This window comes from Ensifer adhaerens (assembly GCF_002940685.1).
Taxonomy (GTDB): Bacteria; Pseudomonadota; Alphaproteobacteria; order Rhizobiales; family Rhizobiaceae; genus Ensifer; species Ensifer adhaerens_E.
The window spans coordinates 247,529-263,329 of the sequence record NZ_PNFP01000001.1; the positions used below are offsets into that span (position 1 = coordinate 247,529).

Sequence of the window (15,801 nt, forward strand, 5' to 3'; positions counted from 1 at the left end):
TCGGGCCGCACCGGTTGGGAGCGGCCCGCCTTTTCAGCTTATTGGAAGACGGCGTTAGGATTATCCAGGCTGTCGGACCCTTCAAGCTCGACGGTGCCGAGATCCAGCGACGCAATGACGCGCTGCACGGTCTTTGCCTGGGCGATCAGGCCGTCGATCGCCGCCTGCACCGTGGCGTTGCCCTCGGCATTGCCTTCGCCGATCATCTGGTCGTAGGCCTCGGTCGTTTCCGCGCGCTTGGCCATCGCCTGCATCTTCTCGACGGTGGTCGCAAGGTTGGCCACCATCTCCTTGTCGAGCGCTGCATCCTTGGCGGCGACGAGTTCGGAGAGCGACGGGCCGGTCATCTTCGTGCCGTCGACGCGGGTGTATTCGCCCGTATAGGCCGACTGGATGCCGATCGCGTCGTGCAGATGCGAGTTGTGGGTGTTGTCGGAGAAGCAGTCATGCTCCTCTTCCGGATCGTGCAGCAGCAGGCCGAGCTTCATGCGCTCGCCGGCAAGCTCACCATAGGAGAGCGAGCCCATGCCGGTGAGGATGGCAACGAGCCCGGCCTTCGGATCGGCCTCGACGGCCTTGGTGGCGGCACCATCCGGGGTCCAGTTGGCGACCATTTCCTTGAGGTCGGAAACGAGCAGCTCGGAAGCGGCCTTCAGATAGGCGGCGCGGCGGTCGCAATTGCCGCCGGTGCAGGCCTTGGTGTCGTAGTCCGTATAGGGGCGGTTGCCGGCGCCGGCCTTGGTGCCGTTCAGATCCTGGCCCCAGAGCAGGAACTCGATTGCGTGGTAACCGGTCGCGACGTTCGCCTCGATGCCGCCGGCTTCCTGCAGCGTGCCCGCCAGGAATTCCGGCGTGATGTTGGAAGCGTCGACGTCCTTGCCGTCGATCTTGATCGTCTTGTTGGCAATTACGTTGGCGGTGAAGAGGGCGTTTTCGTCGCTCTCGCTGCCGTAGCTCGGATCGACATAGTCGATCAGGCCTTCGTCGAGCGGCCAGGCGTTGACCTTGCCTTCCCATTCGTCGACGATCGCGTTGCCGAAGCGGTAGACTTCGGTTTCCTGATAGGGGTTGCGGGCCTTGAGCCAGGCTTCGCGCGCAGCCTTCAGCGTTTCTTCGCTCGGCGTCGCGATCAGCGCGTCGACGGCCTTGTGCAGCGCTTCCGCGGTCGTCAGCGCATCTTCGAACTTGGCGTGGGCGACGGCGGTGTAGTGCTTCACCACGGCGGCGGCATCGGTTGCGGCATGGGCCGGCTGCAGGGCGAGCGCCGACGTCGCCGTCATCAGCGCCAGCGCGGCGCCGCGGAAGAAATTCTTGGTCATGACCCTCTCCTGTTGCTCCTTCGGCGCAGCCGAGCGAGCCCGCAAATGCGGCGTCGTTCAGGCGTTGGGGCCACATGACGAGGCCCGGCCGAGCCTGCCTCTCATGAACCAAAAGCAAACTTGTGTCAAAGTGTATAGTTTAGAACGTTTTCAATCTGATGCGCGTATTTTGACCAATGTCAAACGGCGTCAACCCTTGCGTTGCATCAGGCAGAAGAAGAAGCCGTCCGTGCCGGTCGAGGCGGGCGTCAGCGTCACTGTCTTCATGTCGGCCGACCAGGGCTGCGGCTTGTCGGTGCCGAACAGCGTCGCCCAGATGTCGGCGGCCGACAGGATCTCGAATTCCGGGTTGTCCTCGCAGAAGCCGTAGACCTGCGCCTCGTTCTCCTCCGGCAGAACCGAGCAGGTGACGTAGATCAGGTGTCCGCCGGGCCGGACGAACTGGGCGGCACTCGCCAGCGCTTCTTCCTGCTGGGAGATGCGCTCTTCGAGGTTCTTCTGGTTGAGCCGCCACTTGGTGTCGGGCCGCCGGCGCCAGGTGCCGGTGCCGGTGCAGGGCGCGTCGACCAGAACGCGGTCGAAGCGGCCGGCAAGCGGCGCGAGGCTGTCGGTCGATTCATGCACCTGGACATTGCGGGTGCCGGCGCGCTTCAGCCGCTCGATGATCGGGGCAAGCCGCTTGCGGTCGGTGTCGTAGGCGTGCACCTGGCCCTTGTTGTTCATCGCCGCCGACATGGCCAGCGTCTTGCCGCCGCCGCCGGCGCAATAGTCGAGCACCTGCTCGCCTTCCTGCGGGTAGGCGAGATCGGCGACGATCTGCGAGCCTTCGTCCTGGACCTCGAACCAGCCCTTCTGGAAGGAGAGTTCGGCCGTGACGTTCGGCAGGCGCGATGCGCCTTCGCCGGCCGGAATGCGGATGCCGTTGCGGGCGATCGTTGCAGGTTCTGCACCGCTGCGCTCGAGCGCCTTCAGCACCTTGGCGCGCGAGGCCTTCAGCGTGTTGGCGCGCAGGTCGAGCGTCGGTCGGCCGGCGAGCGCCTTGGCTTCCTCCAGCCAGTCGTCGGAGAAGTTCTCTTCGAAGGAGGCCTGGACCCATTCGGGGATATCGCCCTGCACGTGGGCCGGCGCGTCTTCGATCCGGCGCGACGTGAAGGCCTGAAGCTGTTCAGCCGGTGCCTCCGGCGCAAACTTGTCGCCATCGAGTTCGGCTGCGAGCGTTTCCGGCGTGAAGCCCCATTGACGGTACATGACGGCATGGCCGAGTGCGGCGGCGCTGTCGCTGTCCATCAGGTAGGCGTGGGAGAGTTTCATGCGAAGGGCGTCGTAGACGATGTTGCCGATCGCGGAGCGGTCGCCGGATCCGGCGAAACGGTGGGCAAGGCCCCAATCCTTGAGCGCGTCGGCGACCGGGCGCTTCCGCTTTTCGATATCCTCAAGAACCTCAATGGCTCCAGCGAGCCTGCCGCCCAAACGCATCTTCGATCAACTCCTTTTTCGCCGTGGTAACGGCGATGGCATCGAAGAGCAAGACGGAAGAGAAGATTAACCGCTCGGAACGGTCTTCCCAAGTAAAGCCGCCTGGCCACTGGCCGGGCCGCAGTATTTCAAGATCAGGAATTGATGACGCGATAACAGATGCTGGCATGGCCGGAACGGATCATGCCGATCTGCGAGGCTGCAGCCTTGGAAAGATCGATCACGCGGCCACGAATGAACGGCCCACGGTCGTTGATGCGAACGACCACGCTCTTGCCGTTGCGCTTGTTGGTGACCTGCACCTTGGTGCCGAATTTCAGGCTCCGATGAGCGGCCGTCAGGTGCGCGGCATTCATGCGTTCACCGGAGGCGGTCTTGGAGGTCAGCGCATACCAGGATGCGCCGCCGCAGCCAGCACCGGCTGCATGGCTATCGGAAACGGAAACGAGACCGATCGCGGTCGTGAACAGCGCTGCCGCGGCAGCAGTCTTGATCTTCGCTGGCGTCAAACTGGCGATCCCCTCGGTCAAAACACTTGGTTAAAAACTTCTGGGAACCGCTAATTGGGGCGAAAAATGGCGAAAACGTGCTTCAACCGTTTACGTTCTATTAGGGTTTATTAAAAAAGGACGAAAATTCAAAAACGTAGATTGTTTGAAATAGTTTAAATGCATCGCGGAAGTTCTTTGGAATCAGCGGTTGAACGCTCGACGGCCTCCGCACGCGAGCCGAGCTCGGTGGTAAACGAAAAACTTCATTAAAAATTTCGAATTGGACGAATCTTCCGGATTCTTGATGGTCGAAAACTCGCTACTATCGCACAGGTTGTATGAAATTCGCCAAGTATCGAACGAATATCCAAAGAATGTCACAATTGCGATCGCCGAGCCCTCACCATTACTGACGGACTGACTGTCGGCGTTCTATAAGCATTACGGGTTATGCTGTCAGGCGCGTGCCCTATTGCATTTCACTGTCCGCGCCAGGCGCCGGACTGCCAGAGCTGTGCAAGCGAAACGCGATAATCCGGATAGGCAAACTCAAAGCCTGCGGCGCGGATGCGGGCATTCGAAACGCGCTTGTTTTCGCCATAGAAGGAGCGGGCCATGGGCGAGAGTTCCGCCTGCTCGAACGGGGTCTCCGGCGGCGGCTCGACGCCCATCAGCCTTGCTGCTTCCGCCACCACGTCCTGCGGCGGCGCCGGCTCGTTGTCGGTGATGTTGAAGACGCCTGAGGTGCCGTTGTCGGCAAGAAACAGTGCAGAGGCGCCGATATCCTCGACGCGGATGCGGTTGAAGACCTGGCCCGGCTTGATCAGGCGCCTGGCGGTACCGTTTGCAAGATTGCAGAAGGCGTTGCGGCCGGGGCCGTAGATACCGGCAAGCCGCAGCACGGCGACCGGAATGTCCTGCTTCGCGCCGAAGGCGATCCAGGCGTCCTCCGCCTCCACCCGTTCGACCGAGCGCGCCGAAACCGGCTTGCGCAGCATGTCTTCGGTGACCCACGCGCCGCCATGATCGCCGTAGACGCCGACCGTCGAGAGATAGCCGATCCATTTGAGGTTTGGCGCCAGCTGCGCGAGGTCCGGGCTCCCGGCGCGAAACATGGGGTCGCCGTCGCGGCCGGGCGCGATCGACTGGATCAGGTGCGTTGCCTGTCCGAAAGCGGCGGCAAGGTCGTCAGAGATGGTCTCGCCGTCAAAGAGGATCGACTGGATGCCGGCCTGTTCGAGCCTCAGGGCTTTCTCGGCCGTGCGAGAGGTCCCGGTGACGCTGTCGGCCGTGGGGGCCATCGCCCGTGCGATTGCAGTGCCGGAATAGCCGGCGCCAAGGATCAGGACATGCATCGGCTTACTCCCGCAATCTGCCATTCGTTGAGGACGTCTTCGTCAGTCTCTCGCTCGCATTGTTCGGCAATTTCCGCAAGCGCCGCGGGCGCGACCAATCGTGACAGCGCCCAGACCGCCATCGCCCGAACGACCGGTGAGGCGTCGGCGAGGCGCGCTCGAACTGCGGGCGCGAGTGCGGCATCCCTGGAGTTGCCCGCCGCGATCAGCACGTTCCTGACAAAGCGATCGCGGCCGATGCGCTTGACCGGCGAACCCGAAAACAGGCTGCGAAAGCCCGGATCATCGAGAGCGAGCAGGGCCTCGAGGGGCGGCGCCTTGAGGTCCTCGCGGGCCTTCAGCTTCATTTCGGAGGCTGCCTGGGCGAACTTGTTCCAGGGGCAGGCGGCAAGACAGTCGTCGCAGCCATAGATGCGGTTGCCCATCAACGGCCTGAGTTCCCTGTCGATCGGGCCCTTGTGCTCGATCGTCAGGTAGGAAATGCAGCGCCGCGCGTCGATCCGGTAGGGCGCTGGAAACGCGTCGGTGGGACAGGCATCCAGGCAGGCGCGACAGGAGCCGCAATGGTCGCGCTCGGGTTCGTCGAAGGCCAGCTCTGCAGTTGTGAACAGGCTGCCGAGAAACAGCCACGAGCCGAACTCGCGGCTGACGAGATTGGTGTGCTTGCCCTGCCAGCCAAGGCCCGCCTTTTCGGCCAGCGGCTTTTCCATCACCGGGGCCGTGTCGACGAAGACCTTGACGTCCTCTCCGGCGCGCGCGGCAAATCGGGTTGCGACTTCCTTGAGCTTGCCCTTGATGATGTCGTGATAGTCGCGGTTCTGGGCATAGACGGAGATCGCGCCGCGGTCGACCTGTTCGAGAATGCCGCGCGGATCGTCGTCCGGCCCGTAGTTCATCGCGAACATGACGACGGATCGCACCTCGCTCCAGAGCGTGCGCGGATCGGAGCGGCGCCCGGCCGTCTCTTCGAGCCAGTCCATCGTGCCGTGGAAGCCCTCGTCGAGAAAGTCTCGAAGCCGTGCCGGCGCCTGCGGAATGGCGTCGGGCCGGGTGATGCGACAGAGATCGAAGCCCTTGTCGGCCGCCTCGGCCTTCAGGAACGCCGTCAGCTTCTGCCGCCGCCGTTCCTCGCTGTCTGCCTTGGCATCGATGCCGGGCACGGTTTCCGCCTCAGAAGTCGAGATCCGCATAGTGCGGAACGGGGGTCACGCCGCGCACGCGCTCGGCGAGCAGCGGCCGGAAGGAGGGGCGGGACTTCAGCCGCTGGTACCACTCCTTGGCGGTCGGGGCGTCCGACCAGTCGATTTCGCCGAGATAGTCGAGCACGGACACCGTCGCGGCGGCAGCGAGGTCGGCATAGGAAATCCGGTCGCCGGCAAGCCAGGTGCGCGATCCGGCCAGCCAAGAGAGATATTTCATGTGCTGGCGGATGTTGGCGCGGGAGGTGCGCAGGATCTTGCTGTCGGGCGCGCCGCCGCCCTGGTCCGGGGTCATCTGCAGCTTGTAGATCCGTTCGCGCACCAGCGGCCGCGTCACGTCGGCTTCCATCTTCTGCAGGAACCACTCGACCAGCCGGCGGATCTCCGCGCGCTGGAACGGGTCCTCGGCCAGAAGCCGCCGATCCCGCTTCATGATGCCGTTCGTCTCGTCGAGATATTCCGAGATGATCGTGGCGCCACAGAGCGCCCTCATACTGTCGTCAACATAGACCGGTAGCGTACCGGCCGGGTTCAACGCCAGGAAGTCGCGCCGGTTCTCCCAGGGCTGCTCCTCCGTCAGTTCCGTCTGGTAGCCGTACTCCGACAGGATCAGGCGAACGAAGCGTGAAGCGGCGGACATGGGGTGGTGATACAGTGTCGGCATCGATGATCTGGCTTCTCAGGGCTTTGCTGGGGGCGTCAGCGTGGCGGCGCAAGCGTCTGGCCACGGCTCATGTGTTAGAGCTATAGAAATTTGTGGTGGCAAACACAAGCGAATCAGCCTTTTCCTCCCACTCCAAAACTTGTCAGGAAAATCTCATATATGGCGGATCAATCGATCATCAGTGCGCTTGTCCTCGGTCTGATCGAGGGCCTGACGGAGTTTATCCCCGTCTCGTCGACGGCGCACGTCCTTCTCGCCGGCCACTTCCTCGGCTTCAAGTCGCCGGGCAACACCTTCGCCGTCCTCATCCAGCTCGGCGCCATTCTGGCGATCCTGCTCGTCTATTTCCAGAAGCTTCTGTCGATCGCACTGGCGCTGCCGACAAGCGTCAAGGCGCGCCGCTTCGTGGTGTCGGTGTTGCTCGCTTTCCTGCCGGCGGCGGTCATCGGCGCCATCGCCCATGATTTCATCAAGACGGTGCTGTTTGAAACGCCCGCCCTGATCTGCGTCGTGCTGATCGTCGGCGGCATCATCCTCTATGTGATCGACCGGCTGCCGCTTCAGCCGCGCTACACGGACGTGATGGACTATCCGCCGTCGCTGGCGCTGAAAATCGGCCTGTTCCAGTGCCTGGCGATGATCCCCGGCACCTCCCGTTCCGGTGCGACGATCGCCGGCGCCCTGCTGATGGGAACAGACAAGCGCTCGGCCGCCGAGTTTTCGTTCTTCCTGGCCATGCCGACGATGCTCGGCGCTTTCACGCTGGACCTCTACAAGAACCGCGACGCGCTGTCCTTCGACGACTTCACCGTGATTGCCGTCGGTTTCATCGCCGCCTTCGTCGCCGGCATCTTCGTCGTGCGCTCGCTGCTCGACTTCGTCTCGCGCCGCGGTTTCACGCCGTTCGCCATCTGGCGCATCATCGTCGGGACCGCCGGCCTGATCGGGCTGTGGCTTCTCGGCTGAGCCGGGATCGACGGATCTCAATCGAAGAAAAAAGGCGCGTTCCGGACGCGCCTTTTTCTTTGACCTGAAACAGGTCTCCAAAAACAAAGCCGCGTGCGTCTCAAGGAGAAACGCACGCGGCCACTGGCCCCCGCCAATAACTTTTTGATGCCTCGTCGAGGCGCCGGCCTTAGTTGCCGGAAAGATCGATCGATGCCGTCGTGCACGGATCGACGCCGTAGGCCGGCGCACAATCCTTGCCGCTGCTCGCGACCGTGTTCGGCGCGATGAATGAGCCAGCCAGAATGATCAGTGCCGCACACGCAAAAAAGATTGCGATCGACTTGCCCATGGACGCTATGCCTTTCGAGATTGCTGCTGCCGCCCGCCGTCATGCCTTGGGATCGGGGGCGCGAGGCGGTGTTTAGTTGGTGGATATGACATGATCAATATCAGGACATGTTGAATTTGCGGTAAATGCCAATCGCTTTTCCGACTGCGGCAGAACTGCAACGCTGTTACCGCAATACAACAGAAAACGGCCGCCGGTGGTTCCGGCGGCCGTTCAAAAAAATCGCTTAGTCGCTGCCGATCAGGCGGCGCGGCCGCTGCGGGTATACTGGCCCTGCGGGCGGTAGCGCACCAGATAGGTCGGCAGGATCGGCTCCAGCATCGTCGGCTCGATGCCGATGCCGGAAAGCGTGCGGCCCTCCGATACGGCCTTTGCCGAGACGACATTGTCGGATTTCAGCAACACCACCTGGTCGGCGGTGAGCGGCGGCGTGACGAAGGGGATCAGCGACGAAACGCTGCCGATCAGGGACGCGACGCCGAAGGGCAGCGAGACGAGCGTGCGCTTGCGGTCGATCGTGTTGAGCATGATCTCGAGACAGTCGCGGAAGCTCAGGACATCCGGGCCACCGAGTTCGTAGATCTTGCCCTTGGCGATCTTGCCATCGACGGCGCGGGCCACAGCTTCGGCGACGTCGGTCACGTAGACGGGCTGGAATTTCGTCTCACCACCACCGACCAGCGGCAGGACCGGCGAGAAGCGGGCCATGTTGGCGAACTTGTTGAAGAAGCCGTCCTCGGGGCCGAAGACGACCGACGGACGCAGGATGATCGCGTCGGGCTTCGTTTCCAGGATAGCGGCCTCGGCGCGGCCCTTGCTGCGGGCGTAGTTCGATGCAGAGGACGCGTCGGCGCCGATGGCCGAGATGTGCGTCAGCGTGGCACCGACGCCGCGGGCAGCTTCGGCCACGGCGCGGGCGCCGAAATCCTGCACCGCATCGAAGGTGTTGCGGCCGCTTTCGAACAGCACGCCGACGCAGTTGATGACGTGGTCGGAGCCTTCGACGGCACGGTCGACCGACTTGCGGTAGCGCAGGTTCGCCTGGACAAAGGAGATCTGGCCGACATTGCCGAGCGGCTGGAGATGACCGGCAAGGTCCGGCCGGCGAACGGCGACGCGGATGCGATAGCCGCGCTTGGCGAGCGCGCGCACCACATGACGGCCGACGAACCCGGATCCGCCGAAAATCGTCACCAGCGGCGGAAGGTTGGACAAGGTCATGGGATGTGCACTCCTGATCGGGTCGGAAAGAATTGATTGCTACATAGCCCAACAGCCGCGAGAGGTGAAGGCCAATCGGCGTCGGCTTGCAGGGCCTGCGGAAGGTGGCGGCCGAGGGATCAGACGCCTTCGACGACCACCATTTCGGCGTCGGCGACTTCCTGGCGGATCGCGGCGGCAATCTGGTACTCGGGCGAGTTGTAACAGTCGACCGCTGCCTGCAGCGACGGAAACTCGATGACGACGTTGCGGGCGCGAACGCCGCCCTCCAGTCGATGATGCGTACCGCCGCGTGCCAGAAAATTGGCGCCGTATTTCTCGAAGGCGGGCTTTGCCGCCGCCACATAGTCCTTGTAGCGCTCGGGGTCGCGGACATCGACCCGTGCGATCCAGTATCCCTTGGCCATATTGAGCTCCTCGTCTTGCAGCGCGAACGGCTGACGGGAGTGTTACTTCCGGCAAATTCGGGCCGAGGTCAAGCGGATCGGCGGGGTCGTCATGTCTGAAGGTGCGTCGCCCGCGTCAGCGTGCCAGCGCGCCGTCCATTTCGGCGAGAATTGCCCGGGCGGCGGCAAGCGGCTCGGCGGCTGCGACGATTGGGCGCGCGACGACAAGGTGGCTGGATCCGGCCTTGAGCGCCTCGGAAGGCGTCATCACGCGCTTCTGGTCACCCTTGTCTGCGCCGGTCGGACGGATACCGGGGGTGACGAGGGCCATGTTCGGCCCGATGATCTTGCGGACTGCCGCCGATTCCTCCGCCGAGCAGACGATGCCGCCCATGCCGGCGGCGCGGGCCTGCTCGGCCCGGCGCAGCACCAGTGTATGCGGATCGTATTCATAGCCGGCATCGATCACGTCCTGCTCGTCCATCGAGGTGAGCACGGTGACGCCGAGCAGGCAGAGGTCGGAACCCTTGGCAGCCTCGACGGCCGCCTTCATAGCCTTCGGATAGGCGTGCAGGGTCAGCATCGACATGCCCATCTTGGCGATGTTCTCGACGCCCTTGGCCACCGTGTTGTCGATGTCGAGCAGCTTCATGTCGAGGAAGACCTTCTTGCCGCTTTTGGCCAGGTCGCGCGCGAATTCCAGGCCGCCGGCAAAGACCAGCTGGTAGCCGATCTTGTAGAAGGAGACGTCGTTGCCGAGCGTCGACACGATCTTCTCTGCCTCGGCAATCGTCGGAAGGTCGAGGCCTACGATCAGTCTGTCGCGCGCGGTTTCGGTCATCTTAGATCCCCTGCCAGTGTTCCATCGGGGTCCAGTCGCATGCGACGGTGCGATCTGCAAGGTGGAAAGCGAAGACGTTGCCGCCGCCGCCCCCCTTCTGGTCGGCCGCACGCGAGATCGGCGCGCCGGTGAGCCGGCACTTCAGAAGCGTGCCGACGCCGCCGTGACCGACGAAGGCGATCGGGATCTTCGGATCGTGGCCGTCGAGAACACGCAAGACCGCCTGCGAGATGCGGGTCTGGGCATCAACCGCCCGCTCCCAGCCTTTGAAGCTCTCGGTGGGATTGGCGAAGAACCAGTCGGCCGCCTTCTCGAACTCCGGCGGTGGCAAGAAACCGGTGGCGGAGCGATCGTTCTCGCCCATGCCGTGGTGGATCTCGACGGTCGCGCCGGCCGCATCGGCCAGCAATTGCGCGGTTTCCACCGCCTTGGTCTCATCGCTCGAGACGATCCGTCTAAGCGATCGCACCCAGGGCAAGGCGGCAGTGACGACCGCGCGCCCGCGGCCAACGGCGGAAAGTCCCCATTGCGGAACGGGCACGTCCGGATCGATCTGGACCTGCGGATGGGTGACGTAGACGCCGAACATGTCGTCAGTGAGCCCGGCGATAGACCCAGAGCTGCGCCGGCGGAATGTTGCGCACGACGAAGTCGAGATGCTGGATGCTGTAGCGGTCCGGCATGGCGACGACCGGCGACAGTGGCCCATAGGAAATCTGCACCACCGGCCGTCCGACCGGAATGCGCGAGAGCAGGTCGTCGATCAGTTCGACGCGCCGGTGCATCGGGAAGTTCAGCAGCGGCACGGCCGAGACGACGCTGTCGAAGGTCTGGCCGTTGAGTTCGCCGAGGGTGTGCTCCAGGTCGAAGGCATCGCCGTTGATGAAGTTGACGCCGGTGAAGTTCGTCCTGAGCTGATTGTAAAAATCGGTCGAATACTCGATCGACACGAGATTGGATGGCTCAAGGCCGCGTTCCAGGATCGCCTTGGTGATGACGCCCGTGCCGGGGCCGAGCTCCAGAACCGGAAGGCCCGAGGCCGGATTGATGACGCTCGCCATGCGGCGCGCGGTGACGGAGGAGGTCGGCAGGATCGCGCCGACGGCCTTGGCATTGCTCATCCATCCCTTGAAAAAGCGAATCTCCTCGTCGAACTTCCGTCCGAGCCGTTCCTTCACCTTCACGCGCAAATTCATTGAACCCCTCAAAACCGCTGTCCTCTCCTCGTACAGGCCGTCCGCTGAAATCCCTCGCCCGGTGATTCGAGCCGGCTGCGGCGGCGGTCATCATAATGTGTCCCCATCTGCGGCAAAAACAAGTCTGTCTGCGCCTGAAAGCGTTCGCTTATCAACAGTCCGCAAATCCCGCGGCCAACAAAAAACCCGCCACGCGCGGGCGTGACGGGTTGGCGTATCGCGCCGCGTCAGGCCCGGCTACACGCGCATCGGCATGAGCACGTAGAGCGCATCTTCGGCGGCCAGATCGCGCACGAGCGTCGGCGAGCCCGGATCGGCCAGCATGAAGATGGCGTCGGTGCCGGTCAGCTGCGAGGTGATGTCGAGCAGGTACTTGGCGTTGAAGCCGATTTCGAGCGGATCGTGTTCATAGCCGACGGGCAGTTCTTCCGTAGCACTGCCGGAATCCGGATTGTTGACCGTCAGCGTCATCTGGCCTTCGTTCAGCGCCAGCTTGACGGCGCGGCCGCGCTCGGACGAGATCGTCGATACGCGGTCTACGGCCTGGGCGAAGGACTGGCAATCGACGCGCAGTTCCTTGTCGTTGTTGGCCGGGATGACGCGCTGGTAGTCCGGGAAGGTGCCGTCGATCAGCTTCGAGGTCATGACGATCGAGCCGATCGTCAGGCGGATCTTGGCGTCGGAGACTTCGACGGTGACGACGAGGTCCGGGTTGTCGAGCAGTTTCTGCAATTCGCTGACGGTCTTGCGCGGGATGATGATGCCCGGCATGCCTTCCGAACCCGACGGCGCTTCGACGTCTGCGCGCGCCAGGCGGTGGCCGTCGGTGGCAACGGCGCGCAGCTTCAGCTCACCCTTGCTTTCGACCGTGTGCACGAAGATGCCGTTGAGGTAGTAGCGGGTTTCCTCGGTCGAGATCGCGAACTGGGTGCGATCGATCAGCATCTTGAGGTCGGTCGCCTTGAGGCGGAACGAATGCGAGAAGCTGCCGGCGGTGAGATCTGGGAAGTCGGACTGCGGCAGGCATTGCAGCGAGAACTTCGAACGACCCGAAGCGACGGTCATCGCCGTGCCCTCGGCATTGGTGGCGAGCAGCACTTCCGAACCGTCGGGCAGCTTGCGCACGATGTCGTAGAGCAGGTGCGCCGGCACGGTGGTGGCGCCCGACTGTTCCACCTGCGCCGGGGTCGCCTCGGTGATTTCGAGGTCGAGGTCGGTCGCCTTCATTTCGAGGCTCGCGCCGTCGGAGCGCAGGAGCACGTTCGAGAGGATCGGGATCGTGTTTCGCCGCTCGACCACGCGGTGCACGTGGTTCAGCGATTTCAGGAGGTTGGATCGCTCGAGAGTAATGCGCATGGGATGCCGCTTTCAACCATTGCCCGGCGGGCGAACGTCCGCCTGAGCGTCAACTGCGAGTGCCCCGGCCGACCGACCGGATAGATGTGGACCGGCAAAATGGCAGAAAGAGCGCCCGGAAAGCAAGGGGTTTGAGGGCTTCTGTCCCCAGATGTGGCGCACCGGCCCGCCGTCTTGCCCTTGCTCTGTCATATGGGCTCACTCATAAAGACCGGATAGACACATCGGTGAGTACGATCAGGACGTTACAGGTGGAAAAGCAGAAGACAGCGGAACCGGCAGGCGGACAGAGGGAGCGCAGCTACCGGCTGCACAATGTGAGTATTCCGGCTCGCCCGCTCGATGCAGCGCTCTATCTGGTCGCAACCCCGATCGGAAATCTTGGCGACATCACGTTGCGGGCGCTGGAAACATTGGCCGGCGCTGACGTGCTTGCCTGCGAAGACACCCGCGTCACCCGCGTTCTGCTTGATCGCTACGGCATAACCAACCGCCCCTACGCTTACCATGAGCACAACGCGGACGAGGCCGGCCCCCGTTTGCTGGCAGCGCTTTCGGAGGGGCGATCCGTGGCGCTCGTCTCCGATGCCGGCACGCCGCTGGTCTCCGACCCCGGCTATCGGCTCGGCCAACTCGCGATCGAGGCTGGCCATCGCGTCGTCCCGATCCCCGGCGCGTCGGCGCCGCTTGCAGCCCTTGTCGGCTCCGGCCTGCCGAACGATGCCTTCCTTTTTGCCGGCTTCCTGCCGACCAAGGACAAGGCCAAGCGCGATCGCCTCAGGGAGTTCGCGACCGTGCCGGCAACCATCCTGTTCTTCGAATCGCCACACCGGATCGCTGCAACCGTCGCTGCGGCAGCCGAGGTCCTGGGCGAGGGCAGGCGGGCCTCCGTCTGCCGCGAGCTCACCAAGACCTTCGAGGAATTCCGCCGCGGCACCCTCGGTGAGCTTGCCGCCCATTATGAACAGGCGGGCGCGGTCAAGGGTGAGATCGTTCTGGTGATCGGACCGCCGGACGCAGCCCCCGAGCCGGAAGCTGCCGACGTCGATGCGCTGCTGCAAAGTCTCGTCGCCGACATGCCGGCCGGCAAGGCGGCAACCGAAGCTGCCCGCCAGACGGGCCTGCCGCGCAAGGAGCTCTATGATCGTCTGCTGCAGCTCAAGGAGCGCCATGACGACTGAGGCCGGCGACAAGCGGAAGCTGAAAGCGCTGAGGCGAGGGCATCTCGCCGAGTATCGCGCGGCACTCTGCCTCCTGCTCAAGGGCTACCGCATCGTCGCCATGCGCTATCGCACCAAGCTCGGCGAGATCGACATCATCGCAAGGCGCGGGGATCTCATTGCCTGCGTCGAGGTCAAGGCCCGCCGCTCGGCTGAAGACGGCGTCTTCGCCGTGACGGCCACGGCTGAGAGGCGCATTCGTGCCGCAAGTGACCTCTGGCTGGCGAAACAGCCGGATTTCAGCAGGCTTTCCGTGCGTTACGACATCGTCACGGTAACGCCCTGGGGCTGGCCGCGGCATCTGCCGGATGCCTTCTGAACCGGCGCGCGATGAAGAAAAATGATTGATGCGTTCCGTTCCAGCGTCCGGTGGAACATATTCGCGAATTTGTAATCGTTCCGACACAAAAGCGTTAAGGGCCTGTCATTGAACGTCACTAGTCCACTGCCATCCGCAACCCGGTGGAGAGGATCAGTCATGTTCAAGAAGTTTACGCTTGCAGCCCTTACCTTTGCTTTTTCCGCGACCTCGTCGCTTGCCGCAACCAACATTACCTGGTGGCACGGCATGGCCGGCCGCAACGGCGAAGTCATCAATGAAGTCTCCAAGAAATTCAATGAAGCCCAGAGCGCCTGCGCGCTGACCCCGGTTTCCAAGGGCACCTACGAGGAAGCGCTCGCTTCCGGTATCGCCGCTTTCCGCTCGGGTGAACAGCCGAACATCCTGCAGGTGTTCGACGCCGGTGCAGCCACGATCATCAACGCCAAGGGCGCGGTCATCCCGGCCGAAGACCTGATCATCAAGGCCGGCCACAACTTCGACCGCAACGCCTTCATCGACGGCGTGCGCCACTTCTACGCCGACAGCGAAGGCAAGTTCGTCGGCATGCCGTTCAACTCCTCCGCGCCGATCATGTACATCAACGACGAGGCGCTGAAGAAGGCCGGCGTCGAAGCGCCGAAGACCTGGGAAGAATTCGAAGCCGCAGCACCGAAGCTGAAAGAGGCCGGCTACATCCCGCTCGTCCAGTCGCAGCTCACCTGGCAGTTCACCGAGAACTTCTTCTCGCGCAACAACATCCAGTTCGCCACCAACAACAACGGCTATGACGCCGTCGTCGACACGCAGCTGAAGGTCACCGACCCGAACCTCGTCATGATGTTCGACAAGCTCAAGGCCTGGAAGGATGAAGGCTATTTCGCCTTCTACGGCGCCGGCTGGAACGACAACCAGAAGGTCTTCGAAGAAGGCAAGGCCGCCTTCTGGATCGGTTCGTCGGGCTCCTTCGGCGGCCTGCAGAAGACCGCCCAGATGCCGTTCTCGGCAACCTTCCTGCCCTATTGGGGCTCGATCAAGGGCGCCGGCACCAACTCCTTCATCGGTGGTGCGGCTCTCTTTGCCATGTCCGGCAAGTCGGACGAAGAGAACAAGTGCGTTGCCGACTTCTTCCAGTTCCTGACCTCGCCTGAGATCCAGTATTTCTACCACAAGGCCACCGGCTACGTCGCCATCACCAAGGCAGCCTACGAGCTCGCCCAGAAGGACGGCTACTACAAGGAGAAGCCGGTTGCCGAAGTCGGCATCAAGCAGCTCATGCTGCCGGCCGGCGACTGGTCGAAGGGCTACCGCCTCGGCTTCTATCCGCAGATCCGCGAAATCATGGAACGCGAATACGGCCGCATCTTCTCGGGCGAAACGACCGTCAAGGACGCTTTCGACACGATCGAGAAGGAAGGCAACGAGCTGCTCGCTCGCTTCGCCAAGACGGCCGGCTGATCT

Annotated in this window: 17 protein-coding genes; 4 read left to right on the plus strand and 13 right to left on the minus strand. The window is 63.3% G+C overall.

Annotated features, from left to right (window positions below; all coding sequences use genetic code 11):
- Window positions 1–38 precede the first annotated feature (38 nt).
- The 6 genes from C1A35_RS01320 to C1A35_RS01345 form a co-directional block, all read right to left on the minus strand.
- On the minus strand, window positions 39–1,319 hold the full coding sequence (locus C1A35_RS01320; RefSeq protein ID WP_104662569.1) for an imelysin family protein: 1,281 nt from the start codon (window positions 1,317–1,319) through the stop codon (window positions 39–41).
- Between the two features lie 189 nt (window positions 1,320–1,508).
- On the minus strand, window positions 1,509–2,795 hold the full coding sequence (locus C1A35_RS01325) for an RsmB/NOP family class I SAM-dependent RNA methyltransferase (RefSeq protein ID WP_104662570.1): 1,287 nt from the start codon (window positions 2,793–2,795) through the stop codon (window positions 1,509–1,511).
- 134 nt (window positions 2,796–2,929) lie between these two features.
- Entirely contained in the window at window positions 2,930–3,304 is a 375-nt protein-coding gene (locus C1A35_RS01330; protein ID WP_104662571.1) for a septal ring lytic transglycosylase RlpA family protein, read from the minus strand.
- A 461-nt stretch (window positions 3,305–3,765) separates the two neighbouring features.
- A complete protein-coding gene (locus tag C1A35_RS01335; RefSeq protein ID WP_104662572.1) occupies window positions 3,766–4,641 on the minus strand; it encodes an SDR family oxidoreductase in 876 nt (291 codons plus the stop codon).
- Complete coding sequence (gene queG / locus C1A35_RS01340) at window positions 4,629–5,831, minus strand: tRNA epoxyqueuosine(34) reductase QueG (protein WP_199772831.1); 1,203 nt, start codon at window positions 5,829–5,831, stop codon at window positions 4,629–4,631. The genes C1A35_RS01335 and queG overlap by 13 nt, the downstream gene beginning before the upstream one ends.
- Entirely contained in the window at window positions 5,812–6,504 is a 693-nt protein-coding gene (locus C1A35_RS01345) for a glutathione S-transferase family protein (RefSeq protein ID WP_104662574.1), read from the minus strand. Before C1A35_RS01345 ends, queG begins: the two co-directional genes overlap by 20 nt.
- Before the next feature lie 159 nt (window positions 6,505–6,663).
- On the opposite strand from C1A35_RS01345, the gene C1A35_RS01350 reads away from it, so the two are divergent.
- Window positions 6,664–7,470 carry an undecaprenyl-diphosphate phosphatase gene (locus C1A35_RS01350; protein ID WP_104662575.1) on the plus strand — a complete coding sequence of 269 codons (807 nt, stop codon included), beginning with the start codon at window positions 6,664–6,666 and terminating at the stop codon, window positions 7,468–7,470.
- Between the two features lie 169 nt (window positions 7,471–7,639).
- Here C1A35_RS01350 and C1A35_RS01355 read toward each other — a convergent pair whose 3' ends face one another.
- The 7 genes from C1A35_RS01355 to dnaN all read right to left on the minus strand — a co-directional run bounded on the left by C1A35_RS01355 (window position 7,640) and on the right by dnaN (window position 12,801).
- The gene (locus C1A35_RS01355) at window positions 7,640–7,801 is read right to left on the minus strand and encodes a hypothetical protein (protein ID WP_104662576.1); all 162 of its coding nucleotides are present in this window, start codon (window positions 7,799–7,801) and stop codon (window positions 7,640–7,642) included.
- A gap of 240 nt (window positions 7,802–8,041) precedes the next feature.
- Window positions 8,042–9,022: a complex I NDUFA9 subunit family protein gene (locus tag C1A35_RS01360; RefSeq protein WP_104662577.1), complete on the minus strand. Its 981-nt coding sequence runs from the start codon at window positions 9,020–9,022 to the stop codon at window positions 8,042–8,044.
- Window positions 9,023–9,141: 119 nt separating this feature from the next.
- Window positions 9,142–9,429 carry a DUF1330 domain-containing protein gene (locus C1A35_RS01365; RefSeq protein ID WP_104662578.1) on the minus strand — a complete coding sequence of 96 codons (288 nt, stop codon included), beginning with the start codon at window positions 9,427–9,429 and terminating at the stop codon, window positions 9,142–9,144.
- A gap of 115 nt (window positions 9,430–9,544) precedes the next feature.
- Complete coding sequence (gene pyrF, locus C1A35_RS01370; protein ID WP_104662579.1) at window positions 9,545–10,249, minus strand: orotidine-5'-phosphate decarboxylase; 705 nt, start codon at window positions 10,247–10,249, stop codon at window positions 9,545–9,547.
- Window position 10,250: 1 nt separating this feature from the next.
- Window positions 10,251–10,838 (minus strand): histidine phosphatase family protein, encoded by a 588-nt coding sequence (locus tag C1A35_RS01375; RefSeq protein ID WP_104662580.1) that lies wholly within the window; start codon window positions 10,836–10,838, stop codon window positions 10,251–10,253.
- A gap of 4 nt (window positions 10,839–10,842) precedes the next feature.
- Complete coding sequence (gene pmtA, locus C1A35_RS01380; RefSeq protein ID WP_077962678.1) at window positions 10,843–11,445, minus strand: phospholipid N-methyltransferase PmtA; 603 nt, start codon at window positions 11,443–11,445, stop codon at window positions 10,843–10,845.
- Between the two features lie 237 nt (window positions 11,446–11,682).
- Window positions 11,683–12,801, minus strand: a complete 1,119-nt coding sequence (gene dnaN / locus C1A35_RS01385; RefSeq protein ID WP_104662581.1) for a DNA polymerase III subunit beta — start codon at window positions 12,799–12,801, stop codon at window positions 11,683–11,685.
- A 236-nt stretch (window positions 12,802–13,037) separates the two neighbouring features.
- On the opposite strand from dnaN, the gene rsmI reads away from it, so the two are divergent.
- The 3 genes from rsmI to C1A35_RS01400 all read left to right on the plus strand — a co-directional run bounded on the left by rsmI (window position 13,038) and on the right by C1A35_RS01400 (window position 15,798).
- Entirely contained in the window at window positions 13,038–13,982 is a 945-nt protein-coding gene (rsmI, locus tag C1A35_RS01390; RefSeq protein ID WP_440271491.1) for a 16S rRNA (cytidine(1402)-2'-O)-methyltransferase, read from the plus strand.
- Window positions 13,972–14,340: a YraN family protein gene (locus C1A35_RS01395; protein ID WP_104662583.1), complete on the plus strand. Its 369-nt coding sequence runs from the start codon at window positions 13,972–13,974 to the stop codon at window positions 14,338–14,340. The genes rsmI and C1A35_RS01395 overlap by 11 nt, the downstream gene beginning before the upstream one ends.
- A 159-nt stretch (window positions 14,341–14,499) precedes the next feature.
- Window positions 14,500–15,798, plus strand: coding sequence for an extracellular solute-binding protein (locus tag C1A35_RS01400; RefSeq protein ID WP_104662584.1), 1,299 nt, complete (start codon window positions 14,500–14,502; stop codon window positions 15,796–15,798).
- Window positions 15,799–15,801: the final 3 nt, after the last annotated feature.